Genomic DNA, 25,760 nt, shown 5'->3' on the forward strand with positions numbered 1-25,760 from the left:
AGTTTCCTAGCCCGCAGCTCTATCCGGTTCGAAATGGACCCGAAGCCGCAGTTCCAGGGCCTGCGCCAACCGCTCGAGCAACGGGATCGTCGGCATGGTTCCGCCCGCCTCGAACCGAGCGACCGCCGGCTGGCGCAAACCGGCTCGTTGTGCCAATTCGGATTGAGTGATGCCGAGTTCCTCCCGGCGCGCTCTGACAGCCGCTCCGAGTTCGAACCGGATACGCGCGGCGTCGTAGGCTGCTGCCGCGCCCGGCTGCGCGAGAACCTCGGCCCGCCGCGCGGCCCAGCTTGTGTGTTCGCCCATGGATGTCAGTCCTCCTCCACGGTGTGAGCCTCCGCAATACACCGGTTCATCGCTCGCATGGCTCTTTCGATCTCGGCGACCTCGCGCATCCTCTGTTTACGAAACACAGTCAACAGGATTATTCGCCGACCGGGCGCGATCCAGTAGGTGATCCGTACAGCATCTCGGGTGAGGTAGAAGCGGAGCTCCCGTAGCTTGCCACGCAGCTGCCTGGTGTACGGCTCGCCGAGTAGCACGCCCTTCTCGACGAGTAGATCGACATAGAAGATGACAGTTGTTCGATCCTCCAGTGTGAGCGAGTCGAACCATCGGTCTACCTCGGGTTCCGTCTCGACCTCTCCCCAATTCATAACATGGATGGTATATCGAGGCAATCGGATAAGGTTTCGAATGGGTATCGAAGCGCCGACGGGCGGCCCGATGTTGCGGGAGGTGCGGTGGATCTAGCGCGGATCAATCGGGAGACGATCGCGAAGTTCCGTGCGGGTGAGGACCCGGAAGGCATGCACCGGGATCGGCTGCTCCTGCTGACCACGACCGGCCGCCGCAGCGGACGCCCGTACACCGCGCCGATGATGTTCCACCGCGACGGCGACCGGGTGCTGGTGATCGCCTCCAACATGGGCGCGCCCCGTCATCCGGACTGGTACCTGAATCTGGTCGGCGACCCGAAGGTGGTCGTCGAGGTAGGTGACGAGACCTACGACGCCTTCGCGACGACGCTCGACGGCGAGGAACGCGAGCGGATCTGGGCGATGCTGAAACAGGCCTACCCGTGGTTCGCCGACCATGAGCAGAAGACCGAGCGCGTCATCCCGGTGGTGGCGCTCACCCGGGCCGCTTCGCCGCCCCGAAGCGAGTGAAGCCGGTCAGCGCGGGTCGGATCGTCGGCTCGCCCGCCGGCCCGGACCGCAGCCCCGCGATGACCTCCTCGGACATCTCGCCGTAGGTCTCGAACGATTGCACGGTGCAGTGTGCCATCACGTCCTGGATATAAGGGTCGGACAGCTGCCAATGTGCCAGCACCGCTTCGGAATCCGGGTAGAGCTGGAAGCTGTGCGCCAGGCCGCGCTCCTCGTCCAGAAAGACGTGAACCATCAGCTGCGGACCGTGCTCCTCGACAAACGCCACGGCGCGTTTCACCGCCGCCGAGAACTCCTCCAGATGCCCTTCGGTGATCCGCATCGTGTTGTGGAAAAGGATGCTCATACCGACCAGGTTGGAACATCAACCATACTCGAGGTCAAGAGGTCCCAGGCGCCAGACTCGTGGCAGCGGACCCCGACCGGCATCGTCCGACCCGTTCGATGCCTGGGCCCGGTGCCATGGCACCCCCAGCGCAACGTGAGCTGTCGGCGGCCAGGACACGGAAGGGGTGGCATTGGCAACGTATCCCTTGCAGGCCCATACGCTGCCCCCCGGATGATCGATGATCCGGTTCGCTACAGTGCAGGACAACTGTCTGAGCCACCCCATGGCCGCGAATGTCGAAGCGTTCCGTCCGGCGTGATCACCGTAATGGAGCCGGATCGAGCCGTCATCGCTGGGAAGATCATCGACAGCGCATGCCTAGAGGCTCGGTCCACGCGCCCCGGCCCGCACCTCGCCCCGCGCGCTGAGCGCGGCGATAGCGGCGGCGATTCCGATGGCGCCGACGGCCGACAATGCTGTAGCCGTCCAGCCGAACCACTCGACGGATGCTGCGCCGCAAGCGGTTCCGAGGCTGCCGCCGATGAAGTACACCAGCATGTACGCGCTGTTGAATCGGGCGGGAGCGTCGGGATCGATGGCCAGTACGGTGCTCTGATTCGCCACCTGAGCGGCGAAGAGGCCGGCGTCGAACAGGGCGAGGCAGATCAGGACGGCGATCGTGTTCGCGAGGGTCGGGCCGGTGATGAAGAGGGCGGTACCGGCAAGCGCGAGACCCAGCAGGATGACCCGCCGCGCGCCCGCCCGATCGGTCCAGATGCCGGCCAGCTGCGTAGCGGGGATGCCTGCGAGCCCGGCCAGTGCGTACAGGCCGATCTGTTCTGCGGAGTAGGAGAACGGCGGCGCCGAGAGCGCGACGGCGAGCCCGGCCCATACCGCGCAGAACGCGAAGAACCACAGCGCGCCGCACACCGCGGCCACCCTCAGCGTGGGGTGCCGTACGAACAGACCGGGCAGTGAGCGCAGCATCGCGAGGTAATCGAGTTCGGCGGCGCCTCGGGTCGCAGGCAGCAGCACCAGGCACAGCCCGGCGGCGCACAGGCAAGCCACGGCGAATACCAGAAGCATTCCGCGCCAGCCGATTTCCTCGGCCAGCCATCCTCCCGCGATCCGGCCCGCGAGGATCCCGGCCGCGATGCCCGCGGTGACGATGCCGAGGACCGTGGCCCGCCGGTGTGCGGGAGCCAGCCGCCCCGCGAGCGAGCTGAGGCTCGCCCCGACCGACGAGCACGCGCCGATAACGCCGATCAGCAGACCCACCTGCCACGCACGATCCGCGACGGCGCTCACCGCCAACGCGACGGCCAAGGCGCCGAACTGCATCGCGAGCGTCCGGCCGGGCGAGAATCGGTCGATCATCGGGACGATCAGCCCGAGACCCACCAGATACCCGATCGGGCCACCCGCAAGCGCGAATCCGGCCACGGCGATCGACGTATGCAAGGAGCCCGCCACTTCGGCGATCGCCGGTTGCAGCGGGTAGATGGTTGACGTCCCGAGCGCAGCCGCGAGCGACATGAACAATACGACCGAACCGCGCAGCCGCAGATCATCACGGAGGTCGTCGGCGAGATGAGCATTCACATCGACCGACGGTAAGAATCGCCGAGATCGATGGCTGGCGGGATCTCGACATCACCGTGGTCGAGATGGCACCTCGCGCGCGGTCCGCGCTGCCTCGGCCATGGAGCTCTCGCCGGACCGGGTGAGCTACGCCGTGACGCCGAGCCGCTGTGCGAGCGAGCGGGCGTCGCGTTCGATGATCTTGCCGCCGTGCGTGACCAGTTCTGCCGCGAGGTTGCGGGACATCGGGTGGCAGCTCATCGACTCCTCGGAGATGGCGGTCGCCGTCCGGAGGGCGCCGAGAGCGCCGAGCCAGTCCTTCTGCTGCCCGTAGGCGCGTGACAGCTCCAGCCAGAGCCGGGCGCGGCGGTCGATGCTCGGCATGGCGTCCGGGTCGACCACCGAGGCCGCTTCGAGTGCGCCTCCGGATCTGCGCATGTCCACCATCACCGAAACGGCTGTGACCTCGGTGTTGACGACCCCAAACAGGGTCCACGGGTGCGCGGAGCCCTCGGGTAGCGCGCGGGCCATCGCCATGGCGGAGTCGATACCGCGCAGCGCGTCACCCTCACGACCCAGGCGAGCCGCCGTGATCGCGCCGTGCAGGTGGCAGGCGCCCCACAGGGCCTTCGCCTCCTTGCTGTCGTCCAACCGTGGCTCGAGCAGAGCTACGGCGTTCTGAGCCAAGCGGTAGGCGTCTTCTTCGCGGCTCGTCGAACGCCAGACATTGCCGAGCACCCACGAGGCGGAGGCCAGGGTGACGGGGTCGTCGGCGATTTCGGCTGCGGCCATGCAACGATCGGCAGCCAGCCACAGCAGCGGCGCGTCGGCCACCCATGCGAGAACCTGCTCCGACAGCGCGTAAGCACCCGACAATGCCGCTGCGGCCGTGCGGCGGTCGCCTCCATCGAGGGTGCGCAGCGCGCGCCTGCCCTCCCGGATGAGCTCGGGCAGCATGGCACCCGCGTCAGCGCGCGGCGTCGTCGACGTGTGCCACAGCCGCCACGCGCGATCCACGCGGGCGCGAAGCTCGTCCGGCCGGATCGTGGGCTCAGTCGGTGTGAGGTCCACCGATTCGATCGCTTCGCGAATTGCGGGGACGACGGCATGGCCCGCCCGTCGAGACAGGCCGACCAGCAGCTCGTGGTCCCCGGTCAACTCGGTGAGATCGCGGACACCGAGCGCTTGACCGAGCTTCAGCAGCATCTCGAGCCCCGGAGCTCCTTGGCGTCCGCGCTCGACATCGCGTAGCCATTCCTCGGACCGGCCGACGAGTCCGGCGACAACGGCGCGCGACTTTCCGGTGCGGGTGCGTATGGACTGGATTCGCTCACCGATCGAACGTCCGGCGAGGTCGTCAGGGTTCGGCATGTGCCTGTCCTTCTTCGCGGAACCGGAGCCTGCACGAACGCCGGCCGAGGCCTCGGCCACACCTTCGCCAAGCATTGAATACCAGGATAGCCGGGTGGCATCGGCTCCGATGCGGATCGAATTCGCTGGCAGGGCGGGGAATTCCCCCCACCTCGGATGGTGGGGCGCCGGTACCCGTGCGGCGGCATCTCTCGCCCCAACCTTCTACCAGCTTCCGGCGCCGGGTGCGTGCCCCACATTCCCCGGCGCCGGTTGCTCCCAAAAACCAACAACCGCAGGGGGTTCCATGTCGGACTACATCACCGCGTTCGCAGTTTCGGGCACGGTTGCCGTCTTATTGCTCGGCTTGATCTACGTTCTGCCCTACGCCTTCGATGACGATGAACCTCCGATCACCGCGCGCGCACCTCGAATGTCGGCGCGGATGGCGCACGCCACGATGCAAGCGCACCGTCGGTGCGGTATCGACAGCTGCCCGCACAAGCGGGACGCCTATCGCACCCTGGTGGCGGTGGGGGCGATCGTTCCGGATCAGCGCGCCGAGAGGTTCACGCGGTGACCGAGGACGCCCACATTCGTGGCTGGGTGCAGTGGGATGACGGCACGTGGTCGACCCTCGATGAATACGGCATGCCGGGTGAGCGGCGCACGCTGGCGGAAGTTCTCCAGGAATGGGAACGTGGCCACACGCGCTGACCGGCTTCCATCGGCGCCGATTTGTCCTGTTCAGGGCGATAACTGAGGGCTGCCTAATTCGATGGACGTTCATCTTGCCGTAGTCTTCGACTCGCCCTGGTGGTTTAGCGTGCGCCCGTCGGCTTGATCCAGGAGGCACCGTGAGCTTCACCCCACTCGCCCTTTTCGTGCAGCATGACGGCAGTTCGTCGCGCTCCGCGGTTACCTGCGCTTACAAGTGCGGTAACGCGTGCTTCCACGAGGTCTCCAACAAGTCCTCGGGCGAATATTTCGGCGACATCGTCTCCGCCATGTCGCGGCGCGGGGTGCTCAAGGGCGGCGCGGCCGCGGTGCTGGCGGTGGGGGCGGGCAGTTTGCTCGCTGCTTGCGGTGACGACGGTGCCGAGGCGGCCTCGAACACCGACGCCGGTTCGGGCCTCGGGTTCACGCCGGTGGCGCCCAACAAAGAAGACGCCGTCGTCGTCCCCGAGGGCTACCAGCAGGGCGTGGTGATCCGCTGGGGTGATCCGATCTTCCCCGACGCGCCGCAATTCGATTTCGACAACCAGACCGCCGCCGCGCAGGCGAAGCAGTTCGGCTACAACAACGATTTCGCCGCGCTGCTGCCGATCGAAGGCCAGGCCAACCGCTACCTGCTCGTCGTCAACCACGAATACACCACCGAGCCGTTCATGTTCAAAGGCTTCAACGGCGACACCATGACGCCCGAGCAGTTCGGTATCGCGATTGCCGCGCACGGACTCTCGGTGGTCGAGGTGGCGGGTGAGTCCGGTTCTGGCAAGCTCACCCCGGCCTTCGGCAAGTACAACCGCCGCATCACCGCCGACACCGAATTCCTGCTCACCGGCCCGGCCGCCGGCAGCGATTTCGTGAAAACCTCCGCCGACCCCACCGGCACCAAGGTCGCGGGCACCTTCGCCAATTGCGCGGGCGGGGTGACCCCTTGGGGCACAGTGCTTTCCGGCGAAGAGAACTTCAACGGCTATTTCGTCGGCAAGCCCGCCGATCCCGTCGCCGCCGAACGCGCCGAGCGTTACGGCGTCGGAGAGGTCGATTCCCCGCACTTCTGGGAGAAGTTCGACAAGCGTTTCGATGTAGCGCAGGAACCCAACGAGTCCAACCGGTTCGGCTACGTCGTCGAAATCGACCCGTGGGATCCTACCTCCACCCCGGTCAAGCATTCCGCGCTCGGCCGCAACAAGCACGAGTCGGCCAATATCCACGTCACCGACGACGGCACCGTGGTCGCCTACAGCGGCGACGACGAGCGGTTCGAGTACATGTACAAGTTCGTCTCGTCCCGCAAGATCCAGCCCGGCACCGGTGCGGCGAGCCGCCGCCACAACATGACCATCCTGGACGCAGGCACGCTGTACGTCGCCAAACTCACCGGCGATCACCCCGACCGCATCGACGGCTCCGGCAATGTGCCGTCCGATCAGGGCTTCACCGGTAAGGGCCAATGGATCCCGATCCTCGAGGCCGGCGAGGACGGCAGCGCGAAATCACTGGTGGAAGGCATGTCCGCCCAAGAGGTCGCGGTCTTCACCCGGCTGGCAGGCGACAAGGTCGGCGCCACCAAGATGGACCGCCCGGAGGATTTCGAGGCCAACCCCAAGACCGGCAAGGTCTACGTGGCGCTGACCAACAACAGCAAGCGCGGCGAAGACGGCAAGGCCGGCCCCGACGAGGCGAACCCGCGGATCAAGAACAAGAACGGGCAGATCCTCGAGATCGTCGACGACCACAAGGGCACCGAGTTCACCTGGTCGCTGCTGCTGGTCTGCGGCGATCCGGCCGCCGCCGACACCTACTACGGCGGATTCGACAAGACCAAGGTCAGCCCGATCTCCTGCCCGGACAATGTGGCCTTCGACCCGTACGGCAACCTGTGGATCTCCACCGACGGCAACGCGTTGAAATCCAACGACGGCCTGTTCGCGGTGACGCTCGAGGGCGAGCGCCGCGGTGAGACCAAGCAGTTCCTCACCGTGCCCGCCGGCGGCGAGACCTGCGGGCCCGTCGTCACCGAGCAGCGGGTGCTGGTGTGTGTGCAGCATCCGGGTGAAGCGGACGGCGCCTCCGCCGACGCGCCCGTCTCGCATTGGCCCGATGGCGGCGACACCCAGCCGCGCCCGTCGGTGGTCGCCGTGTGGAAGGCCGACGGCGGGCGCATCGGCATGTGATCAGCTGCTGCCGAACAGCCCGGCCATGTTCGCGAACTGCGCGAAATTGCCCTGGGCTCCGCTGTAGACGTTCACGTCGGTACCACCGGCGATGCCGGGGACCGATCCACTGTCGGTGGTCTGCCAGAACGTCCACGCGGGCCAATCACCCGGCACCTCCGGCTGTGGATTGCCGCGATAATCGGCGATCCACAGCGGGTACCGGTGGAACTGGTCGCTGTCGGCCATCGCCGTGCGCCAGAAGTTCGGATAGGTGTAGATGATCGGCACCCGCCCGGTCAGTGCCTGCACGGTGTTGAGATAGCGGTGCGTCCAGTCGATCAGCGCGGCCGGGGCGAGCCCGCCCGAATCCTCCAGATCGAGCACCGGCGGCAGGTCCAGCGGCCCGTTCTGTCCCAGCACCACCGCCGCGTACATCGCGGCCTGCGGTTCCGGCGGCAACTGCGGCCGCGCGTAGTGGTAGGTGCCGCGCGCCACCCCCGCCGCCCGCATGAGCACGCTGTCCGGCACGAAATACGGGTTGATGTAGCTGAGCCCCTCGGTCGCCTTCACCATCGCGAAGTCGTGCCCCGACCGCTTCACCGCGAACCAGTCGATCATCCGCCCATCGATGTGCTGCCACGACGACACATCCGGCCCGGTCTGCTCGGCCTGCGCCGCAGGCACGGTCGCGGTAAGGACGCCGCCCGCGATGAAGGCGGACAACGCAAGCTTGCAGGTCGCTCTCCAGCGGGTACTTTCCATGCCGTCCGACGATAGCCACCGCGAGCTGGTGTGACCAGTGTTACATCTGATGCTTTTGCCGAATGTTCACTCGTGAGCGGTCACAGGGTGCTCGGCGACGGATAACGCAGCGAGGACTCGCGGAACGTGCTGCGAATCGGCCCCGACCGTGAGTGGTCGGCGTGACGGGACCAGGCCCGGCTGAGCAGGCGTGCTCAGACCGCGGGTTGGCAGGTGTCGCGCAGCGAGCAGGCGCCGCAGGAATTGCCGCAGCCGCCGGTTTCGGCGGGCGGGGCGAGGGCCGCGGCGGCGCGGGCTCCGGCGGTGGCGCCGGCGCCGAGGGTGAACAGGGCGATCACGGCGACGCCGAGCGCGATCAGCACGACGGCGAATCCACCGGCCGCGAGCGTGACGAGCCCGCCGCAGAACAGCAGCGCACCGGCGGCGAGGGAGGTGGGGGCGGCGACGCGGTTGGCGACGCGGAAGACCTCGTCGGTGCTCAGCGCCTCATCGGTGTGCACGCCGACGAATCGGTTGCGCGGCAGCTTGCCCGCCAGACCCAGCACGCCGATCGCCAGCGCTACCGCGGCCAGCAGGAACAGGATGATGGGGACGACAACCACCCGAGCAGGCTACCGCAGGCCGTCTACCAGCGGCCGACCGCTACCGGCGAAGCGACGCGATCGTGGCGGGCGTCACGGCCGTGCGCCGAACCGCGCGGGACCGCCGGATCCGGTCACCACCGGTTCGCGGAAATCCGGCGATGAGCCGCCGTACCAGGGTCACCAGACCCGCTGGTCGGCCGGACGAACGCACAGACCGGTTCGCCGCCGACCCGATCGGCCCCTTTTTGGGGTTGTCAAGTGCCAAGACTTACCCTGTTCGACGACGATATTTCTCCCGATCGGCGAGCAAAGAAGGCAGAACCGTGCAGGACACCCGTGCAACCGACCCTGCGGCCGGGCAGACAGCCGCATCCGACGACGCACCTGCGCACCGCTACACCGCCGAGCTCGCCGGCCGAATCGAGCGCCGCTGGCAGCAGACCTGGGCCGAGCGCGGCACCTTCCACGCCCCGAACCCGGTCGGCCCGCTGGCCGGCCCGACCCCGCCGGACAAGCTGTTCGTGCAGGACATGTTCCCGTACCCGTCCGGCGCGGGGCTGCACGTCGGTCACCCGCTCGGCTATATCGCCACCGACGTGTTCGCCCGCTACCACCGCATGCACGGCCGCAATGTGCTGCACGCGCTGGGCTACGACGCCTTCGGCCTGCCCGCCGAGCAGTACGCGGTGCAGACCGGCGCGCATCCGCGCGACACCACCGAATCCAATATCGCGACCATGCAGCGCCAGCTGGATCGGCTCGGCCTCGGCCACGATCGCCGTCGCTCGTTCGCGACCACCGATCCCGAGTACTACAAGTGGACGCAGTGGATCTTCCTGCGCATCTACAACGCCTGGTACGACCAGGAACTGGATCGTGCCCGCCCGATCGCGGAGCTGGAAGAGCAGTTCGCCAGCGGTGCGCGTGCGGTGCCGGGCGACAAGGACTGGGCGAGCCTGTCGGTAGCCGAGCGCCGCGCCCTGATCGACTCCTATCGCCTGGTGTACCAAACCGATTCGGTGGTCAACTGGTGCCCGGGCCTCGGCACGGTGCTGTCCAACGAGGAGGTCACCGCCGAGGGCCGCAGTGAGCGCGGCAATTTCCCGGTGTTCCGTAAGCGCCTGTGGCAGTGGATGATGCGGATCACCTCCTACGCCGATCGGCTTGTCGACGATCTGGATCGGCTGGATTGGCCGGAGAACGTCAAGGCCATGCAGCGCAACTGGATCGGCCGATCCCGTGGTGCGCAGGTGCGTTTCGCCGCCGACGGGCATGAGCTGGAGGTCTTCACCACCCGCCCGGACACCCTGTTCGGCGCGACCTACGTGGTGCTGGCGCCCGAGCATGAGCTGGTCGACCAGCTGACCGCTCCCGCCTGGCCGGACGGCGTGGACCCGCGCTGGACCAACGGCGGCGCCACGCCCGCCGACGCACTGGCCGGATACCGCAAGGCCATCGCCGCGAAGTCGGATCTGGAGCGGCAGGAGAACAAGGAGAAGACCGGCGTCTTCCTGGGCAGCTACGCCACCAACCCGGTCAACGGCGCGCAGGTGCCGATCTTCGTCGCCGATTACGTGCTCAGCGGGTACGGCACCGGCGCGATCATGGCCGTCCCGGGCCACGATCAACGCGACTGGGAGTTCGCGACCGCGTTCGGACTGCCGATCGTCGAGGTGATCTCCGGCGGTGACGTCACCGAGGCCGCCTACTCCGGCGACGGCACCCTGGTGAATTCCGACTACCTGAACGGACTGAGCGTCGAGGAGGCCAAGGCCACCGTCATCGGCAGGCTGGAAGCCGACGGTCACGGCACCGGAACCGTCCAGTACAAGCTGCGCGACTGGCTGTTCGCCCGTCAGCGGTACTGGGGCGAGCCGTTCCCCATCGTCTACGACGAGGACGGCGCACCGCACGCATTGCCGGAATCCATGCTGCCCGTGCAGCTTCCGGAGCTGGACGATTTCGCGCCGGTCACCTTCGACCCGGACGACGCCGATTCCGAACCGTCGCCGCCGCTGGCCAAGGCCACCGACTGGGTGCACGTCGAGCTGGATCTGGGCGACGGCCCGAAGAAATATCGTCGCGACACCAACGTCATGCCGAACTGGGCGGGCAGTTCCTGGTATCAGCTGCGCTACGCCGACCCGACGAACTCGGAGACGTTCTGCGCCAAGGAGAACGAGCAGTACTGGCTCGGCCCGCGCACCGAGGGGCACGGCCCCGACGATCCGGGCGGCGTCGACCTGTACGTCGGCGGTGTCGAGCACGCCGTGCTGCACCTGCTGTACGCGCGGTTCTGGCAGAAGGTGCTGTTCGATCTGGGTGACGTCTCCGGCTGCGAGCCGTACCGCAGGCTGTTCAACCAGGGCTACATCCAGGCCTACGCCTACACCGATTCCCGTGGCGCGTACGTGCCCGCGGCCGAGGTGGTCGAGCGCGACGGCAAGTTCTTCTGGACCGACGCCTCCGGCACCGAGATCGAGGTGAACCAGGAGTACGGCAAGATCGGCAAATCGCTGAAGAACGCCATCTCCCCGGACGAGATCTGCGATCAGTACGGCGCCGACACCTTCCGCTTCTACGAGATGTCGATGGGTCCGCTGGACACCTCGCGTCCGTGGGCGACCAAGGACGTCGTCGGCGCGCACCGCTTCCTGCAGCGGGTGTGGCGGCTGGTTGTGGACGAAGAGTCCGGCGCGCTGCGCGTCACCGACGAACAGCCAACGGACGAGACGCTGCGACTGCTGCACAAGACCATCGCGGGCGTCGACGAGGATCTGGCCGCACTGCGCGACAACACCGCGGGCGCCAAGCTGATCGAGCTGACCAACCACCTCACCAAGGCCTACCCCAACGGTGCGCCGCGTTCGGTGGTGGAGCCGGTGGTGCTGATGCTCGCCCCGCTGGCCCCGCACATCACCGAGGAGCTGTGGGAGCGCCTCGGCCACACCACCGCATTGGCGCACGGGCCGTTCCCGGTCGCCGATCCGGCGTTGCTGGTGGACGAGTCGGTGGAGTACCCGATCCAGGTGAAGGGCAAGGTGCGCAGCCGCATCCAGGTGCCCGCCGATGCCGATCAGGCGTCGATCGAGGCGGCGGCGCTGGCCGATGAGAAGATCGCGGCGCTGCTCGAAGGCAATGCGCCGCGCAAGATCATCGTGGTTCCTGGTCGCATGGTGAACATCGTTCCCTGAGTAGGGCGTAGGGCCTGAGCCACCGGGTTCAGGCCCGCACCTGCAACACATCGTCGAGCGTGACCATCGACAGGTTGCGTTCCCGAATGATGTCGACCAGCTGGCCGTAGCAGCGGGTGACGGGCGGGAAGTTGGCGTGCCCGATGACGATCGTCTGCGGGTTGAAATACTTACGCGCGCATTCCATCAGGTACGCCTCGGTGATCAGCCCGGAGTCCGACAGCGAGCCGTACCACATGACCGGGACGGTATATCCGAGGTCGGCGGCCACGGCATCGACGGCGGCGTTGTGCCGTCCGAACGGTGGACGATAGTAGGGCGTGCCGTCGACTCCGAAGGTGTTCCACAGGAACGTCTTACAGCGCTCGAGTTGCGCGGCGGCCGCCGATGCGGAGCTCGCGGTGAGATCGGCGTGGTCCCAGGTGTGGTTGCCGAGTTGGATCTGCCCGGAATCGACCAGCGGACGCAGTTCGTCGCGGTGCGCGCTCCAGGATTCGTAATAGGCGGTGACGAAGAAGGTGAACCGGGCGCCGGTGTCCTTGGCGAACCGGATGTAGGCGCCGACCACTTCGGGACTCGCACCGTCGTCCACGGTGAGCGCCATGCTGCTGCCGGGCCCCGGCAGAGCGGTGATGGTCTCGGCCGCGATCGTCGTCTTCGGGCCACCCGGTGGCGGCGGCAGCAGCGGCGGCGGCACCGGCGCCGGAACCGGCACCTCCGGCATTCCCGCCGCGGCCGGCTCACCCTGCGCCGCACTGCATCCGGCCAAGGCCATCGCAGCTCCCGCGGCCACCATCGACAACATCTGGCGTCTGTCCATCACGCAACCCCGCTCGCCGAACCGAACCGTGCTACCGAAGACCTCACTGACGTGCTGATATGCAGCGAGGACTCTACCGGCGTCGAACCGGTTTCCCTGGGATCGCCACAACTGCGCTGGACACACAGCGCGCCTTCGAGGCCACACCGACCGCGCACTTCCCGGCACCGGCCGCACGCAGAGCGTTGCAACCAGCGCGGCAGTCAACGAAATACTGGGCGGATGGGAGCATTGAGCATCTGGCATTTTTTCGTCCTGCTGGTCTTTCTGGTGCTGATCGCAGGAGTGGCGGGCCTCGTTTTCGCCATCGTCAAGGCATCGACTTCGGGTTCGCGGCCCGCGAGCCGCCCGCTGACCGCAATGGCGCCGGGCTGGTATCCCGATCATGCCGATCCGAGCCTTCTCCGCTGGTTCGACGGGCACCAGTGGACCGCTCAGACCCGACCACGTGCCTGACCACTGGACAGTGCTTCGGGCCAAGCGATGCTCTTGGTTCAGCGCGCGATCGGGCGCAGGATGATTTCGGTGGGGTGGGCGTCGCGCGGTGTCTCGATGGCATTGCGCACGGCCAGTGCGACGGTTTCGGCGGTGAGGAATTCCTCCGGGCGGTATTCGCGCCCCTCGCCTGCGATGATGTCGCGCTGCATATCGGTATCGATGCGGCCGGGGTGAATCGAGGTCACCCGCAGGTCGGGCTCCTCGAGCCGCAGCGCGTCACCGAAGGCCCGCAGGGCGAACTTGCTCGCGGCATAGGAACCCCAGCCCGCGTTGGCGCGCAGGCCGGCACCGGAATTGATCAGCACCACATGCCCGTTCGCGGCGCGCAGCGCGGGCAGCAGCAGGCGGGTGAGTTCGGCTACCGCGATGACATTGGCCTCCAGCTGGTTACGCCACTGCCGCACCGACGATTCGGCGATGGTGCCGAGATCGGCGATCCCGGCATTGTGTACCAGCACATCCAGCCGTTCGATCGGGGCGACGGCTTGCGCGACAGCCGGGTAGTCGGTGAGTTCGACCGGAACCCCGGTCGCGCCGGGCAGCTCGGCGAGGATGGCATCGAGCGACTGCCTCGACCGGGCGCCGAGCAGCAGCTCGTGGGTGGGGGCGAGCGCCCGGGCGATGGCGGCGCCGAGACCGCGACTCGCGCCGGTGATCAGCGCGGCCGGCCGAGACGAGTGGGCGGCGATATCGGTGTCAGCGGCGAATTCCATGACGATCACGCTATCGGGCGCCGAACGCGCGTTCCGCTCCCGGGATCGGCGACCGCAGTGCCTGTACCTGCGCCGACATCTCCGCGCGCCGCGCAGGTACCGCTGGATGCGCGGGGTAACCGGCGGCCGGTGGGCAGGTCGCGGCGACAGGCCAGGTCGGTTCCGATATGCACAGCAGGCTCTGCGAGGTAGTTTCGCCCTATGACGGATCCGTCGCGCAACTACGGGCGGGAAGACCCGCACCAGCAGCCCTACACCCAGCCCTACACCCAGAGCCAGTACAGCTCGCACTACGCGGAGCAGCCGCAGCAGTACGGGCAGGAGCCGCAGCGGCAGATGCCGCAGATCAATCTGGGCAGATTGTGGGCCGGTGGCGTCGGCACGGCGGTGGTGGTCGCGCTGGTCATCGTCGTCGCGATCATGCTGGTGCGCGGGATCCTGAAGATCTCGGTCCTCTCGCCGGAGGGTGCGGGCGCCTACGGCACGGTCTCGACCACCTCGTACGCGCTGGCCGGCGCCGCCGCCGCGATCGCCGCCACCGGCCTGCTGAACCTGCTGCTCGCGTTCATGCCGAGCCCGATGCAGTTCTACTACTGGATCACCGGCCTGCTCACCGCCCTGGCGGTGCTGCTGCCGTTCACGCTGGTAGCCGATCTGGACGCGAAGATCGCCACCGCCGTGATCAACCTGATCGCCGGACTCTGCATCATCACCCTGCTCGGCTCGATCGGTGCCAGCGCCATCCAGCGTCAGCCGCAGCAGTACTGAGTCGTGGGGTGGGTTCGCCCGGGGCCCAAGCCGCTGTCCGTGTCCAATTGTCTCTTCTTCGGCCCATCGCCGCGTGTGCGGGTCGGCGCGGTCGCACATTCGGCCGGCCGTTGGGGTGGTGCGATCGGCAGGCCGTTGCGGTGGTGCGTTCGGCCGGCCGTTGCGGTGGTGCGATCGGCCGGGGCGACCCACGGTGCTCGACTCCGGTGTCGCACAGCAGCCTCCGGTGACGAACCCGAAACACCGAGCTCACCGGCCGGTAACAACCCGGCCCCGACGAGCGTTTGCGCCGGTCAGCCCGCAGAATAGGAGCATGGTCCACCCAGGTTTCACCCCCACTCAGCTCTCCGCCCGCGCGGCCTATCTGCTGCGGGGTAACGACCTGGGCACGATGACGAGCGCCGCGCCCCGGCTGTACCCGCACATGTGGAGCTGGGACGCGGCGTTCGTCACGGTCGGTCTGGCGCCGCTGAGCGTGGAGCGGGCAGTGGTGGAGCTCGACACGCTGCTGTCAGCGCAGTGGAAGAACGGGATGATCCCGCACATCGTCTTCGCCAACGGCGTCGACGGCTATTTTCCCGGTCCGGCCAGGTGGGAGTGCCGCACGCTGGCCGTGCACGCGCCCGACGGTCCCGACACCTCCGGCATCACCCAGCCTCCGGTGCACGCCATCGCGGTGCAGCGCATCCTCGACCATTCGCGCAGGCACGGCCGCAGTACCCGAGCCGTGGCCGAGGAGTTCCTGAATCGGCGCTGGCCCGATCTGGTGCGCTGGCATCGCTGGCTGGCCACCGCCCGCGACCCCAAGGAGAACGGCCGGATCACGCTCTATCACGGCTGGGAATCCGGGATGGACAATTCACCGCGCTGGGATCGGGCTTACGCGAATGTGGTGCCAGGGGATCTGCCCGCCTATCGCCGCGAGGACGTGCTGGTCATCGACGACCCCAGCCAGCGTCCGAGCGACCGCGAATACGACCGCTACCTGTGGCTGGTGGAGCAGATGCGCCGCGCGGGCTACGACGATTACCAGCTCACCTCGATGATGAGTTTCGCCGTCGAGGACGTGTTCGTCTCCGCGATCTTCGCCATGGCGTGCGAGGTGCTGGCCCAGATCGGCGAGGAATACCATCAGCCCAACGCCGACGTCCGTGAGCTGTACGGATGGGCGAAACGGTTCCGCGCCGGTGTGGTCGCCTCCGCCGACCCACGCACCGGCGCGGCACGCGATTTCGACGTCCGGTTGCAGCGCTGGATCACCACCGAAACCTTGTCGATGTTCGCGCCGCTGCTGTGCGGCGGGCTCGAACGCGACGCCGAACGCGCCCTGATCCGCGCGTTCGAGGGTCCGCGCTGGTGCGCTCACCCCGATCTGCGCTACGCGCTGCCGCCGTCGACCTCCCCGGTGTCCAAGGATTTCCGTCCGCGCGAATACTGGCGCGGCCCGGTCTGGCCGGTGATGACCTGGCTGTTCTCCTGGTCGTTCGCCCGCCGCGGCTGGGCCGAACGCTCCTACATGCTGCGCGCCGAGGGCCTGCGCCAAGCCAGCGACGGCAGCTTCGCCGAATACTACGAACCGTTCACCGGCGAACCGCTCGGCAGCATGCAGCAGTCCTGGACCGCGGCTTCGGTTCTCGATTGGCTGGGCTGAAAACTCACTGGTCACGCGGGTTTTACTGTTCCGCCACCGGTTTGTCGTGGCGCCGAACACTCTTCGCCCCGATACTTGGTGCAACGGTGACGCAGGTCGGAGGCGCGAAGAATGAGTGTGATGGAGCGGTTCGCCGCAGCGCATCCCGACGTGTTCGCGGGGGAGACCTGGGGTATTTCGGGTTCGGCATTCCTGTCGGTGTACCTCCCGGTGGGGATTCTCGCCGTCGCGGCGGGATGGTGGTTGCGGCGCAACATCGACCGGTCGGCCGCGCCGCCCGAGAAGTTGAGTGCGCCCGAGATCGCCATGTTGTACGGCGATCAGCGTCCGGTGATGGCGGCACTGGCCTTGCTGCGCAGCCACGATCTCATCGATTCGCGTGCCACCCCGACGCGCGCGATGACCGCGGCCGACCGCGCCGAGCTCGATTGGTTCACGCTGGCGATCTTCGACCGGCTGACGGCACAGGAACAGACCGTCGCCGGCATCGCGGCGTCGGCGAGCGCCCAGATCGAGCAGCTGCGGGAGTCGCTGACCGAGCGCGGGTACCTGCCCGACGCGGCTTTCCGGCGGGCCGCTCGTGATGCGGGCATGCCCATCGCGATCGTGGCGATCTTCGGCGTCATCCGGTTCTTCGCGGGGTTGATCAACGGCAATCCGACGATGTTCCTGTTCTTCACGCTGGCGGCGTTGGCGATCGCGTGGGGCATGGTGGTCCGTCCCGGGCGGGTCACCGGGCGCGGCGCCGATGCCAAGAAGCGGGCGGTGTCCGAGCACACCTATCTGCGGCCGCAGAATTCACCCGCCTACGCCACCTATGGCATCGGTGCCGCCGCGATCGCGGTGGCCGTTTTCGGCACGTCCGCGCTGACCGTCCTCGATCCGGGACTTGCCAATGCGGTGGATGCCCCGACCGGTGGCGCCGATGGCGGCGGAGGTGCCGGCGGGGACGGTGGCGGTGGTTGCGGCGGTGGTGGCGGTTGCGGCGGTGGTGGTTGCGGTGGATGAGTTCGCCACGCACCTCGAGCTCGTCGCGGCGGGAGAGACCTGGGGAATCTCCGGCGCCGACTTCCTGATGGTCTACATTCCGGTCGCGCTGCTGGCCGTTGCGGCCGGGATATATCTGCAGCACAAGTACACCCACCGGCATGCGTCCGAATGGACCGGCGTCTCGCTCGACAAGCTGACCGCTCCCGAGACGGCGATGCTGTTCAGCGCGGAACGCGCGGTCACCGCCGCCGTCACGCTGCTGCGCAGCCATGAACTCATCGATTCCGATGCCACTCCCACCCGCCCACCCACCGCGGCCGAGCGGGCCCAGCTGGACTGGTTCACCAGCGCGATCCATGCCGTGCTCGGCCCGCACAAGCAGACGATCAACGACATCACCGCCGCCGCGAAAACGCCGGTGCGGGAATTGGAAACGTCGCTGGTCGAACGCGGCTACCTCACCGGCGAGGAGGACAAGCGCGACGCACGCGATGCCGGGATGCCGATCCTGATCGTCGGGGTGCTCGGCGTCGTGCGGTTCGTCGCCGGTGTGCTCGCGGGCAACCCGTCGGGCTTCCTGGTGCCCTGTCTGCTCGTCCTGGCATTCGCCGGGTGGTGGGTGATGACGCCGGAGCGGCTGACCCCACGCGGCGAGGCGGCCAGAGCACATGCGGTGGACGATAATTCGCACCTGCGTCCGTCGAATTCACCCGCGTATGCCACCTACGGCGTCGGCGCGGCCGCTGTGGCCGTCGCGGTATTCGGCGCCGCGGCCCTGACGGCGCTCGATCCGGGGCTGGCCCAAGCCGTCGAACCGCCTTCGGGTGGCGCCGATGGTGGCGGTGACGGCGGGGGCGACGGTGGCGGTGGCTGTAGCGGCTGTGGCGGTTGCGGTGGCTGCGGCGGCTGAGTTCATGAACGGTGTGCTGCCGGATCACGCGCTCGGGATCGGCTGGCGGTCGGAGATCTGCGGCCTGATCGACCAGCTCGACGGGTTGGATTTCTGTGAGGTGATCGCGGAATCGCTGCCCGCCTCGGCTGCTGTGCCGCCGGAGCTGGAGGCGTTGCGTGCGCGGGGGACGCGCGTTGTGCCGCACGGTGTCACGCTCTCACTTGGTGGTGTTGAGCCGGTGGACGACCGGCGGATCGCGCATCTGGCATTGTGCGCCGAGCGGGTCGGCGCACCGCTGGTGAGCGAGCATGTGGCATTCGTGCGGGCCGGCGGATTGGAGGCCGGGCACCTGCTGCCCGTTCCGCGAACCCGCGCGTCGCTTGGAGTGCTGACCCGCAACATCATCCGGACCCAGGACGGGCTGCCCGTACCGCTCGCGGTGGAGAACATCGCCGCCCTGTTCGATTGGCCCGACGACGAATTCACCGAATCGGAGTTCCTCACCGAACTGGTCGAACGCACCGGCGCATACCTGCTGATCGATATCGCCAACATCTACGCCAACGCCCGCAACCGCGGCCGCGATCCGCTCACCGAGCTGCGTCGCCTGCCGGTGGACCGGCTCGCCTACTGTCATATCGCGGGCGGCACCGAATCCGGCGGCCACTACCACGACACCCACCAGCATCCGGTTCCCGCCGAAGTCCTCACGCTGGTTGCCGAGTTCACCATCGACTGTCCGGCCCCGCTGATGCTCGAACGGGACGGCAATTATCCGCCCGCCGAAGAGCTCCTGGACGAACTCGACGCCATCGCCAATGCCGCCGCCCGCGCGCCGATCACCGCCCGCGCCCGCGCCGCGCGGTCCGTTCGGGGGCGAGTGTGACCGCCGTGGTTCCCGGGAGTTACCGCCGCGGCTCGGGTGAGCAGCCCGAACCGGGTCGCGAAACCACGCGCGGTGCGTCGCCCGAGGAACTCCGCGCCCTCGCCGAACGTCAAGCGGCGGTGGTCCGTGCCCTGGTGGCAGGTGAGGCCGTGCCGCCCGGATTCGACGACACCGCACTGCGTGCCGCCGAATCCGCCCTGCTGCGCAAACGTGCGGGCATCCTCGCCCGTCATAATCCACTGCTCGCCCACGCCGCAGGCCCGGATTTCGAGCAGACGTTCGCCGAGTGGGCGCGGGGACGCCCAAAGGTCTCCACCGAAGCGGATATCGCAGGGTTCGCCGCCCATCTCGGGTTCCGATTGCCCTCGAGGAGAGGACGGATCGGAGAGCGTTTGCGTGGCCTTCTGCGATTGCGGTTCTGACGATCGCGGCCTTCGAACACAGCCCTCCGGTCTGCTGGCCCGAAGTACTTCTCCTTCACCGGAATATCGCGATGTTCTCCGCCACCCACTGACGAAACGGCCGCGCAGGTGTTCCGGTGATGCGCTCGACGGTGTCACGCACCGCGAGCAGTTCCTCGTTCACATCGCCGCCGGTCACATCGAGCACCGCGTCGGCGGCGTCCTCGCCGAACACCTCGACCATCCCCGATCTCGCCTGCTCCCGGCTGATCTCCTCGACACGCACTTCCCGGCCGAGCGCGGCGGCGATTTCCGCGACTTGCCGACGCGAGCTGATCAGCTCCGGACCGGTCAATTCATACCTGCGGCCGCGATGCCGGGAATCGAGCAGTGCCGCGCGCGCCACCGCGGCGATATCAGCCGGATGAATCGTCGGCAGCCCCACATCGGCATACGGCACCTCGACGGGCTGATTCGCGTTGATCGCCGGCGCCCACATCGCCGTGTTCGAGGCGAATTGTGTCGGCCGCAGAAATGTCCACTGCATCCCGCCGGCCTCGACCAGTTTCTCCACCGCCGCATTCTCGGCCGCGGGCCCCAGATGCGGATGGGTGATCACAGTGATCGACGAAACCAGCACCACATGCTCGACCCCCGCCCGCCGAGCAGCCTCGACGATCTCCGCATCCGGCCCCATCCGGGACAGGAGGAACAGCGACCGCACCCCCTCGAGCGCCGGCGTCAACGAGTCGACGTCACCCAGGTCCCCCTCGACGACCTCCACCCCCTCGGGAACCCGAGCCCGGCCGGCATCGCGCGTCAACGCCCGCACCTGCGCCGTGCCCGCCAACTGCGTCAACAACGCACTGCCGATATTGCCCGTGGCTCCCGTTACGAGAATCATGTGGGTTCTCCTGCTCGCTCAGATCAACTGGGACCCACGCTAAAACCTCAACAACCATCGAGGTCAACCTGATCGACGCGCCTTGTCGGGTATGCGGGCCGGCAGCGCTACGCGCGAACTCGCAGCCGCCGTGAATACCCGGACCGCACTACTGCGGTCTCCGCGCCGAGCCGGAACCCCCCTCGGTCTCCGGAAGGGTTGTGCTCGCCCTACTGAGCGATGCGGGCGCCGAAATCGCAAGCCGCGCCACAGAGCGGCTCGCCGGAAGCCCGCGCGGGCATACTGATCCGGTGCCGGGTACGCGGGATTTCGATCTCGTCATGGCGGTGGTGCGCCGTGACGTCGAGGAAGTGCGGCGCGCGCACGAAGCCGGCGTCGATCTGGCGAGGGCTACGACTCCCGTTGGCGCGCTCCTCAATTGGGCCGCCGAGTGGGGCCGGACCGAGATCATCGCCTACCTGCTGGCGCAGGGTATCGAGGCCGAGCCGATGGCTCTGTCGATGGCCGCGTACAAAGGGCACGTCGAGGCAGTTCGCCTGCTACTCGAGCATGGCCTGAACCCGGATCTGCCGACCGAGTGGCCACCGTTGTGCGCGGCGGCGTACCGTGGCTCGCCCGAGTGCGTCCAAGCCCTCCTACGCGCCGGGGCGCGACTCGACGCGCGAATGGGGCCGCAAGCAGGCGACCTGGCCGGTAAAACACCCAGGGAACTCGCCGAGGTCCATCGAGCGGATGGCACCACGGAAATCCTCCGGCTACTCACCCGGTCCGACCCACCGGCCTAGCGGATTCGAGACCGAGTACGGCTGGCCATCGTCATCACAGCGGGCAGCTCGCTCAGCGAGATCCGGCCCGCGACAGGGCACGAACTGCTTCCAGGACGGCACGGCCGGCTTCCGCATCGCCCACGGCGATTCGTGCGCTTCCATCCGGGTACGCCTTGGCGGCGATACGCGCGCGGCGGAGGGCGGTCGCGACTCCGGGGCCGGGGAGGTAGAGGAAGTTGGCGTAGCTGGGGGGTACGGGTATGCCGGTGCGGCGCAGTGCTTCGCGGAGGGAATCGCGTTCCTCGGTGATGCGGGCGACGCGGACGGCGAGTTCTGGTTCGGCGGCGTAGGAGGCGGTGACGGCGGTGAGGGTGAGGGTGGGGGTGCCGAACGGGAGTTGGAGGCGGCGGACTCGGGTGATCAGGTCGGGGTGGCCGAGGGCGTAGCCGATGCGCAGGCCCGCCAGGCCGTAGGCCTTGGAAAAGGTGCGCAGGATCAGCAGGTTCGGGTGGCGGGAGAGGAGGGGAAGTGGATCGAGGCGCTCGGCGACGGGCAGGAATTCGGCGTACGCCTCGTCGAGGATGATCGGGATGTGGGTGGGGATGATGCGGAGAAAGCGGCGTAGATCGCGTTGGGGGACAAGGGTTCCGGTCGGATTGTGCGGGCGGCACAGCACCACCAGCCGCGTCCGGGAAGTGACGGCGCGGGCGATGGCGGGCAGGTCTTGTTCGCCCGCGGGATCGAGGGGGTAGGCCGATGACCTCCACCCCGGCCATCCCGGCCATGATCGGATAGCCGTCGAAGGTCGGCACGCCGAGCACCATGTCGGAGCCGGGTTCGGTGAGGGTCTGCAGGATCTGCATGGCGACGCCGGTGGCGCCGGAGCCGACCACCACCTGGTCCGGGCGCACACCGAGACGGCCGGCGATGACGGCCGGTAATCGCGTCGGCAGGAACTCGGGATACCTGTTGGCTTGCCCGATCTCGCGCTGGATCGCCCCGCGCACCGAAGGTAGCGGCGGGAACGGGTTTTCGCTCAAACTCAGGTCGAAACGGATGGGTGCGGGCGCGACCGCGAACCGACGCGACGGGCGGCTGCGATCGGCCAGGTGAACGCTCATCGCGCCGCACCCCACCGCACCGCGGCAGCGGCCGCGAAATCACCCGCGTGCGCGAACGCCGACATCAGAACCACCGAGCCATTGCGTAATCGCCCGGCTCGGTTCTCCACATCCAAGGTCACCGGAATGCCGGCGGCGAAGAGGTTTCCGCAGGTGTCGAACGTATCCGGGTGACGTTCGGCGGGCAGCTCCAGCGCATCGTGCCAGTTGCGCAGGAACAAACGGTTCGGCTGATTGGTGACGAAGGTGTCGATATCGCGCCCCTTCACCCCGATCCGATCGCACACCGCCAGCGCCACCTCCGGCACCAGTCGATTACCGCGCGCGAACACCTTGGTGATCTTCGATTCGGTGAAACTCACGCAGCCCTGTCCCTCGCCCGGCTCCCAGTATTTGCGGTCGCCATTGGTGGAGAAGTCCATATCGCCGGCGAATTCGGGGTAGGTGCGGCATTCGATGTCGAGGATCGGGGCGCTGTCGTCGCGGACCAGCAGGCCGACGCCGCAGCCGTCGCCGGGAACGGGTGCCTGGGCGAGTTTGCGGATATCGGGCTGGGTGAATACCGGGCCCGCGCAGTTCTGGGTGGCGGCGATGAGGGCGGTTCTGGCGTCGGTGGTGCGCAGAATGGTCTGGGCCAGCGCCATCATGTGCACGAACGCCGCGCAGCCGCCGTTGTGCAGGTCGAAGACCCAGCCGGGCTTGGCGTTCAGTCGCCGTGCCACTTCGGGACCGCAACCCATCACGGGGTTGTCCGGCAGCTGTGTGTGGGTGATCAACACGTCGATGCCGGCCAGGAAATCCGCGCCGTGCCGGGCGATGAGCGGCGCCACCGCCTGCTCGACCATATCGACGGCAGTTTCGTCTCGTCCCACGTGGTAGCGCGTTTTCGGCGAACGGAACATGACGTTCTTCGCCATCCGATCCGACCGGGAGAACTGAGTGAAATATTCCGTGCCGACCGGTTCGCCGGGCAGATAGCTGGCTACGTCGACCAGGCTGACCTGCGGTTCACGCGTCGCTTCGGTCATCGGCTCATCCACTCCGGCTTGATCGGCAGGCCCTTCGACGCCCGGTATTCGCAGATCGCCTTGAGGTTGTCCATCTCCAATTGGTGCCCGGCGGAGAACATCTCCCAGAAATCCCCCACCCACACCGGACGTTTCGGCGGCGCGGTGTCCGGATAGGGATTCTCGTCGTAGAACGGATGCTTGCAATTGACCTACAGCACAACCGATCCCGGCTTGTTCAACACGACCTGCGCGTTCACGACCCGCATCAGGTACACCATCCACAGGTGATCGCCCTGATCCCAGGCGCAGTGATAATCGACGGTCATGGCATGCGGATCGGTGACGGTGCGGGTGTAGATCTCGGTCGCATCGCCGAGCCGGTCGTAGGCCAGCCACAGGCCGGGTTCTTCGGTTTCGGTGAATCCGCGCAGGCTGTAGGTCCATTCCTCCAGCGATCTGGTGTCGGACAGGTATTCGAAGACCTCCCGTGGCGGCGCCGCGATGTAGGCCTGGACGGGGCAGAAGTCACCGTAGATCTGGTCGTGCGGATACACCGACCGCAGCATGTCCATGATGATCGGCGTGGTGGCCTCCTTATCGGAATTCTCGATCCGCAGAATTCCGGGAATCACGTCGTCCCCGATGTCACTGAGGGCGGGCAGGGCACTTGTGGTCACGGTGTACTCCTCAGGAATGGCAGGAAGGGTGGGATTTCGTCGGGGTCGCAATCGATGGAGACGAACGAGGGGCCCGGGCAGCCGAGGCATTCGGTGAGAGCGGCGGGCAACTGGTCCATCGTGTGCACCGCGCGCACCTTCAGCGTCGGGAACATGGCCGCCACCCCCTCGCCCAGTAGTGCGGGATGGAAACGGTTGAAGCTGTAGCGGTCCCGATACAGCAGCTGTTCGCGCGTGACGCACATGGCGTGGGCGTTGTTGTTGAACACGATGAAGGTGATCGGCAGCGCGTACTCGACGGCGGTGTGCAGCTCCAAGCCGTGCATGTAGAACGAGCCGTCCCCGGCGATCACCACGGAGCGGTGCCCGTCGGGCGAGCGGGCGAACGCCGATCCGATGCCTGCGCCGAACGCATACCCCATTCCGCCCATCCCGAGCGCGACGACGAACCGGCCGCTACGCGGCACCCGCAGTTGATGCACCACGGCCGCGCCGGTATTGCCCGCGTCGGCGAAGATGTCCGCGCCATCGGGCAGTGCGGCCTGGATGGCGTCGACGATCTGGCGGTAGTGCAGGCCTGGACCGTGTGATTCGGGCACCGGCATCGGCGTCAGGGTGCGGGCCGGGGCGACGCGGGTGACCGCGGTGGTGCGGACCGCGGTGGCCACCGGCGATGCCGCGGCGGTGCTGGTGGAATCGGCGAGCCCGGTATCGGCGTGCCCGTCGTGTCCGCCGCGCAGCCGCGCGAGGATCATCCGCAACGCGACCCCGACGTCGGTGCAGGTCGCGTGGATCGCGGGCAGGTGCGGCATGGCCATTCCGATGCTGGCGATGGCGGTCCGGCCCAGCAGCTCGTCGAGCCCGGTGCGCGCGGTGATCGGCATCGGGGTGCCGACCAGCAGGCACAGTGTGGCCTCGTCCAGGGCATCGGCCAGCTCACGGTGCCCCATGGCGCCCGCGACACCGCAGAACGCCGGCGCGAAATTGTCGTAGGTGTCCTTGGCATCGGGCGCGACGCCGATCAGCGCGTCGAGTTCGTCCACCACCTCGGCCAGTGCCGTACGTGCATCGTCACGCGCCACCTGGTCGCCCGCGATCACCACGATCTTGCCGAGCCTGCGTGCGGTTTCCAGCGTGGTCAGCACCCGCTCGAGTTCGTCGTCGTCGAGCCAGGTCGCGCGCGGATCGGGACGGAACGGGGCGATGGCGCCCATATCGGCCTGCTGGACATCCTTGGGCAGCAGCAACACCGACGGCCCTCCGCGCCGGGCGGCCCGCAGCGCCCGCGCCAGCCGTTCGGGCAGGTCGGCGGCGTGAGTGACGCGTGCGCAGTAGCGGCTGATCGAACTGAACAGCCGCACCGCGTCGATCGCGCCGGCCTGTCCGCTCGAATCCTGGAAGGCGCCGTGACCTTCCAGCGTGGTCGGCGGCTGCCCGATCAACGCCAGCACCGGTACCCGCGAGGCATACGATTCGGCGAGTCCGGCAACGAGATTCATCGCGCCGCCGCCGGAGGTCGCGGCCACCACGCCGAGCCCGCCGGTGCAGCGGGCATATCCGTCGGCCATGGTCGCCGCGGAGAATTCGTGCTTGGCGACCACGCCCGTCACCGCGCCGCCCGCATCGAAGATGGCGTCGTAGAGATCTTCGATATTGGCGCCGTCGACGCCGAAGATATGCCGCACATCGAGGTCCGGCATGGCGCGCACCAGATAGTCCACAACTCTGTCGGGCATCGCACCTCCTTCCACCGCCGAGTGGGCGGTGCCGCGCGCCGCCTGGAAGGAGATACGGGCCCGCTCACGTCCG

The 25,760-nt window shown here is 67.8% G+C and carries 25 protein-coding genes and 2 pseudogenes; 13 read left to right on the forward strand and 14 right to left on the reverse strand.

Translation table 11 applies throughout. The annotated features are described in order from the left end of the window. Positions 1–6: 6 nt before the first annotated feature. Positions 7–306: a helix-turn-helix domain-containing protein gene (locus tag AC5W7N_RS05530; RefSeq protein ID WP_194992952.1), complete on the reverse strand. Its 300-nt coding sequence runs from the start codon at positions 304–306 to the stop codon at positions 7–9. Between the two features lie 5 nt (positions 307–311). Beyond that, positions 312–656, reverse strand: coding sequence for a type II toxin-antitoxin system RelE/ParE family toxin (locus AC5W7N_RS05535; protein WP_195006865.1), 345 nt, complete (start codon positions 654–656; stop codon positions 312–314). A gap of 87 nt (positions 657–743) precedes the next feature. On the opposite strand from AC5W7N_RS05535, the gene AC5W7N_RS05540 reads away from it, so the two are divergent. Then, positions 744–1,169 carry a nitroreductase family deazaflavin-dependent oxidoreductase gene (locus AC5W7N_RS05540; protein ID WP_280499313.1) on the forward strand — a complete coding sequence of 142 codons (426 nt, stop codon included), beginning with the start codon at positions 744–746 and terminating at the stop codon, positions 1,167–1,169. Here AC5W7N_RS05540 and AC5W7N_RS05545 read toward each other — a convergent pair. The 3 genes from AC5W7N_RS05545 to AC5W7N_RS05555 form a co-directional block, all read right to left on the reverse strand. Continuing rightward, positions 1,135–1,515, reverse strand: a complete 381-nt coding sequence (locus AC5W7N_RS05545) for a hypothetical protein (protein WP_194990936.1) — start codon at positions 1,513–1,515, stop codon at positions 1,135–1,137. The two genes, AC5W7N_RS05540 and AC5W7N_RS05545, sit on opposite strands and share 35 nt — an antisense overlap. A 360-nt stretch (positions 1,516–1,875) precedes the next feature. Further along, positions 1,876–3,099 (reverse strand): MFS transporter, encoded by a 1,224-nt coding sequence (locus AC5W7N_RS05550; protein WP_490724343.1) that lies wholly within the window; start codon positions 3,097–3,099, stop codon positions 1,876–1,878. Between the two features lie 126 nt (positions 3,100–3,225). Further along, complete coding sequence (locus AC5W7N_RS05555) at positions 3,226–4,449, reverse strand: helix-turn-helix domain-containing protein (RefSeq protein ID WP_195020291.1); 1,224 nt, start codon at positions 4,447–4,449, stop codon at positions 3,226–3,228. A gap of 286 nt (positions 4,450–4,735) precedes the next feature. Between AC5W7N_RS05555 and AC5W7N_RS05560 the strand changes: the two genes are divergently transcribed. The 3 genes from AC5W7N_RS05560 to AC5W7N_RS05570 all read left to right on the forward strand — a co-directional run bounded on the left by AC5W7N_RS05560 (position 4,736) and on the right by AC5W7N_RS05570 (position 7,331). Continuing rightward, positions 4,736–5,008: a hypothetical protein gene (locus AC5W7N_RS05560; protein ID WP_195020290.1), complete on the forward strand. Its 273-nt coding sequence runs from the start codon at positions 4,736–4,738 to the stop codon at positions 5,006–5,008. Next, entirely contained in the window at positions 5,005–5,145 is a 141-nt protein-coding gene (locus tag AC5W7N_RS05565; RefSeq protein WP_163816397.1) for a hypothetical protein, read from the forward strand. Before AC5W7N_RS05560 ends, AC5W7N_RS05565 begins: the two co-directional genes overlap by 4 nt. Before the next feature lie 140 nt (positions 5,146–5,285). Further along, the gene (locus tag AC5W7N_RS05570; protein ID WP_195020289.1) at positions 5,286–7,331 is read left to right on the forward strand and encodes a PhoX family protein; all 2,046 of its coding nucleotides are present in this window, start codon (positions 5,286–5,288) and stop codon (positions 7,329–7,331) included. On the opposite strand, the gene AC5W7N_RS05575 is transcribed toward AC5W7N_RS05570, so the two are convergent. After that, the gene (locus tag AC5W7N_RS05575; RefSeq protein WP_195020288.1) at positions 7,332–8,075 is read right to left on the reverse strand and encodes a glycoside hydrolase family 25 protein; all 744 of its coding nucleotides are present in this window, start codon (positions 8,073–8,075) and stop codon (positions 7,332–7,334) included. A gap of 194 nt (positions 8,076–8,269) precedes the next feature. Further along, on the reverse strand, positions 8,270–8,677 hold the full coding sequence (locus tag AC5W7N_RS05580; RefSeq protein ID WP_163816386.1) for an SdpI family protein: 408 nt from the start codon (positions 8,675–8,677) through the stop codon (positions 8,270–8,272). A 305-nt stretch (positions 8,678–8,982) separates the two neighbouring features. On the opposite strand from AC5W7N_RS05580, the gene leuS reads away from it, so the two are divergent. Then, positions 8,983–11,853 (forward strand): leucine--tRNA ligase, encoded by a 2,871-nt coding sequence (leuS, locus tag AC5W7N_RS05585; RefSeq protein WP_195020287.1) that lies wholly within the window; start codon positions 8,983–8,985, stop codon positions 11,851–11,853. A gap of 28 nt (positions 11,854–11,881) precedes the next feature. Here leuS and AC5W7N_RS05590 read toward each other — a convergent pair whose 3' ends face one another. Next, positions 11,882–12,673: a polysaccharide deacetylase family protein gene (locus AC5W7N_RS05590; RefSeq protein ID WP_228815192.1), complete on the reverse strand. Its 792-nt coding sequence runs from the start codon at positions 12,671–12,673 to the stop codon at positions 11,882–11,884. A 222-nt stretch (positions 12,674–12,895) separates the two neighbouring features. Here AC5W7N_RS05590 and AC5W7N_RS05595 point away from each other — a divergent pair, with 222 nt between their 5' ends. Continuing rightward, a complete protein-coding gene (locus AC5W7N_RS05595; RefSeq protein WP_218586464.1) occupies positions 12,896–13,129 on the forward strand; it encodes a DUF2510 domain-containing protein in 234 nt (77 codons plus the stop codon). 38 nt (positions 13,130–13,167) lie between these two features. On the opposite strand, the gene AC5W7N_RS05600 is transcribed toward AC5W7N_RS05595, so the two are convergent. Beyond that, complete coding sequence (locus tag AC5W7N_RS05600; protein ID WP_195020286.1) at positions 13,168–13,884, reverse strand: SDR family oxidoreductase; 717 nt, start codon at positions 13,882–13,884, stop codon at positions 13,168–13,170. 201 nt (positions 13,885–14,085) lie between these two features. On the opposite strand from AC5W7N_RS05600, the gene AC5W7N_RS05605 reads away from it, so the two are divergent. From AC5W7N_RS05605 to AC5W7N_RS05630, 6 genes are all read left to right on the forward strand, one after another. Then, positions 14,086–14,652, forward strand: a complete 567-nt coding sequence (locus AC5W7N_RS05605; protein WP_163816381.1) for a DUF6069 family protein — start codon at positions 14,086–14,088, stop codon at positions 14,650–14,652. Between the two features lie 313 nt (positions 14,653–14,965). After that, complete coding sequence (gene ggh / locus AC5W7N_RS05610) at positions 14,966–16,303, forward strand: glucosylglycerate hydrolase (RefSeq protein ID WP_163816379.1); 1,338 nt, start codon at positions 14,966–14,968, stop codon at positions 16,301–16,303. A gap of 111 nt (positions 16,304–16,414) precedes the next feature. Continuing rightward, entirely contained in the window at positions 16,415–17,311 is an 897-nt protein-coding gene (locus AC5W7N_RS05615) for a TIGR04222 domain-containing membrane protein (RefSeq protein ID WP_195020285.1), read from the forward strand. After that, a complete protein-coding gene (locus tag AC5W7N_RS05620; RefSeq protein WP_195020284.1) occupies positions 17,229–18,203 on the forward strand; it encodes a TIGR04222 domain-containing membrane protein in 975 nt (324 codons plus the stop codon). Before AC5W7N_RS05615 ends, AC5W7N_RS05620 begins: the two co-directional genes overlap by 83 nt. Positions 18,204–18,207: 4 nt before the next feature. Further along, a complete protein-coding gene (locus AC5W7N_RS05625; protein WP_195020883.1) occupies positions 18,208–19,071 on the forward strand; it encodes an MbnB/TglH/ChrH family RiPP precursor modification enzyme in 864 nt (287 codons plus the stop codon). A 5-nt stretch (positions 19,072–19,076) separates the two neighbouring features. Beyond that, positions 19,077–19,493 (forward strand): SCO6045 C-terminal-like domain-containing protein, encoded by a 417-nt coding sequence (locus AC5W7N_RS05630; RefSeq protein ID WP_195020283.1) that lies wholly within the window; start codon positions 19,077–19,079, stop codon positions 19,491–19,493. A gap of 55 nt (positions 19,494–19,548) precedes the next feature. On the opposite strand, the gene AC5W7N_RS05635 is transcribed toward AC5W7N_RS05630, so the two are convergent. Further along, positions 19,549–20,376, reverse strand: a complete 828-nt coding sequence (locus AC5W7N_RS05635) for an NAD(P)H-binding protein (protein WP_195020282.1) — start codon at positions 20,374–20,376, stop codon at positions 19,549–19,551. Between the two features lie 200 nt (positions 20,377–20,576). Here AC5W7N_RS05635 and AC5W7N_RS05640 point away from each other — a divergent pair, with 200 nt between their 5' ends. Further along, positions 20,577–21,161, forward strand: a complete 585-nt coding sequence (locus AC5W7N_RS05640) for an ankyrin repeat domain-containing protein (RefSeq protein WP_195020281.1) — start codon at positions 20,577–20,579, stop codon at positions 21,159–21,161. Positions 21,162–21,213: 52 nt separating this feature from the next. Here the strand turns inward: AC5W7N_RS05640 and AC5W7N_RS05645 are convergent. The 4 genes and pseudogenes from AC5W7N_RS05645 to AC5W7N_RS05660 form a co-directional block, all read right to left on the reverse strand. Then, positions 21,214–22,264 (reverse strand): annotated as a pseudogene (locus tag AC5W7N_RS05645) (pyridoxal phosphate-dependent aminotransferase). Beyond that, complete coding sequence (locus tag AC5W7N_RS05650; RefSeq protein ID WP_195020279.1) at positions 22,261–23,292, reverse strand: 3-oxoacyl-ACP synthase III family protein; 1,032 nt, start codon at positions 23,290–23,292, stop codon at positions 22,261–22,263. Before AC5W7N_RS05650 ends, AC5W7N_RS05645 begins: the two are co-directional and overlap by 4 nt. Next, positions 23,289–23,951: pseudogene (locus tag AC5W7N_RS05655) on the reverse strand (SRPBCC family protein). Before AC5W7N_RS05655 ends, AC5W7N_RS05650 begins: the two are co-directional and overlap by 4 nt. Next, complete coding sequence (locus AC5W7N_RS05660) at positions 23,948–25,687, reverse strand: thiamine pyrophosphate-binding protein (RefSeq protein WP_195020277.1); 1,740 nt, start codon at positions 25,685–25,687, stop codon at positions 23,948–23,950. The pseudogene AC5W7N_RS05655 and the gene AC5W7N_RS05660 overlap by 4 nt, the downstream one beginning before the upstream one ends. Between the last annotated feature and the right edge of the window lie 73 nt (positions 25,688–25,760).

This window comes from Nocardia sp. CDC519, assembly GCF_059509835.1.

What these genes read in the sequence shown, in the direction of transcription:
- AC5W7N_RS05530 (WP_194992952.1), bottom strand. Translation starts at nt 306, where the DNA reads ATGGGCGAACACACAAGCTGGGCCGCGCGGCGGGCCGAGGTTCTCGCG.
- AC5W7N_RS05535 (WP_195006865.1), bottom strand. Translation starts at nt 656, where the DNA reads ATGAATTGGGGAGAGGTCGAGACGGAACCCGAGGTAGACCGATGGTTC.
- AC5W7N_RS05545 (WP_194990936.1), bottom strand. Translation starts at nt 1,515, where the DNA reads ATGAGCATCCTTTTCCACAACACGATGCGGATCACCGAAGGGCATCTG.
- AC5W7N_RS05555 (WP_195020291.1), bottom strand. Translation starts at nt 4,449, where the DNA reads ATGCCGAACCCTGACGACCTCGCCGGACGTTCGATCGGTGAGCGAATC.
- AC5W7N_RS05560 (WP_195020290.1), top strand. Translation starts at nt 4,736, where the DNA reads ATGTCGGACTACATCACCGCGTTCGCAGTTTCGGGCACGGTTGCCGTC.
- AC5W7N_RS05575 (WP_195020288.1), bottom strand. Translation starts at nt 8,075, where the DNA reads ATGGAAAGTACCCGCTGGAGAGCGACCTGCAAGCTTGCGTTGTCCGCC.
- AC5W7N_RS05590 (WP_228815192.1), bottom strand. Translation starts at nt 12,673, where the DNA reads ATGGACAGACGCCAGATGTTGTCGATGGTGGCCGCGGGAGCTGCGATG.
- AC5W7N_RS05595 (WP_218586464.1), top strand. Translation starts at nt 12,896, where the DNA reads ATGGGAGCATTGAGCATCTGGCATTTTTTCGTCCTGCTGGTCTTTCTG.
- AC5W7N_RS05600 (WP_195020286.1), bottom strand. Translation starts at nt 13,884, where the DNA reads ATGGAATTCGCCGCTGACACCGATATCGCCGCCCACTCGTCTCGGCCG.
- AC5W7N_RS05605 (WP_163816381.1), top strand. Translation starts at nt 14,086, where the DNA reads ATGACGGATCCGTCGCGCAACTACGGGCGGGAAGACCCGCACCAGCAG.
- ggh (WP_163816379.1), top strand. Translation starts at nt 14,966, where the DNA reads ATGGTCCACCCAGGTTTCACCCCCACTCAGCTCTCCGCCCGCGCGGCC.
- AC5W7N_RS05615 (WP_195020285.1), top strand. Translation starts at nt 16,415, where the DNA reads ATGAGTGTGATGGAGCGGTTCGCCGCAGCGCATCCCGACGTGTTCGCG.
- AC5W7N_RS05620 (WP_195020284.1), top strand. Translation starts at nt 17,229, where the DNA reads ATGGCGGCGGAGGTGCCGGCGGGGACGGTGGCGGTGGTTGCGGCGGTG.
- AC5W7N_RS05625 (WP_195020883.1), top strand. Translation starts at nt 18,208, where the DNA reads ATGAACGGTGTGCTGCCGGATCACGCGCTCGGGATCGGCTGGCGGTCG.
- AC5W7N_RS05635 (WP_195020282.1), bottom strand. Translation starts at nt 20,376, where the DNA reads ATGATTCTCGTAACGGGAGCCACGGGCAATATCGGCAGTGCGTTGTTG.
- AC5W7N_RS05650 (WP_195020279.1), bottom strand. Translation starts at nt 23,292, where the DNA reads ATGACCGAAGCGACGCGTGAACCGCAGGTCAGCCTGGTCGACGTAGCC.
- AC5W7N_RS05660 (WP_195020277.1), bottom strand. Translation starts at nt 25,687, where the DNA reads ATGCCCGACAGAGTTGTGGACTATCTGGTGCGCGCCATGCCGGACCTC.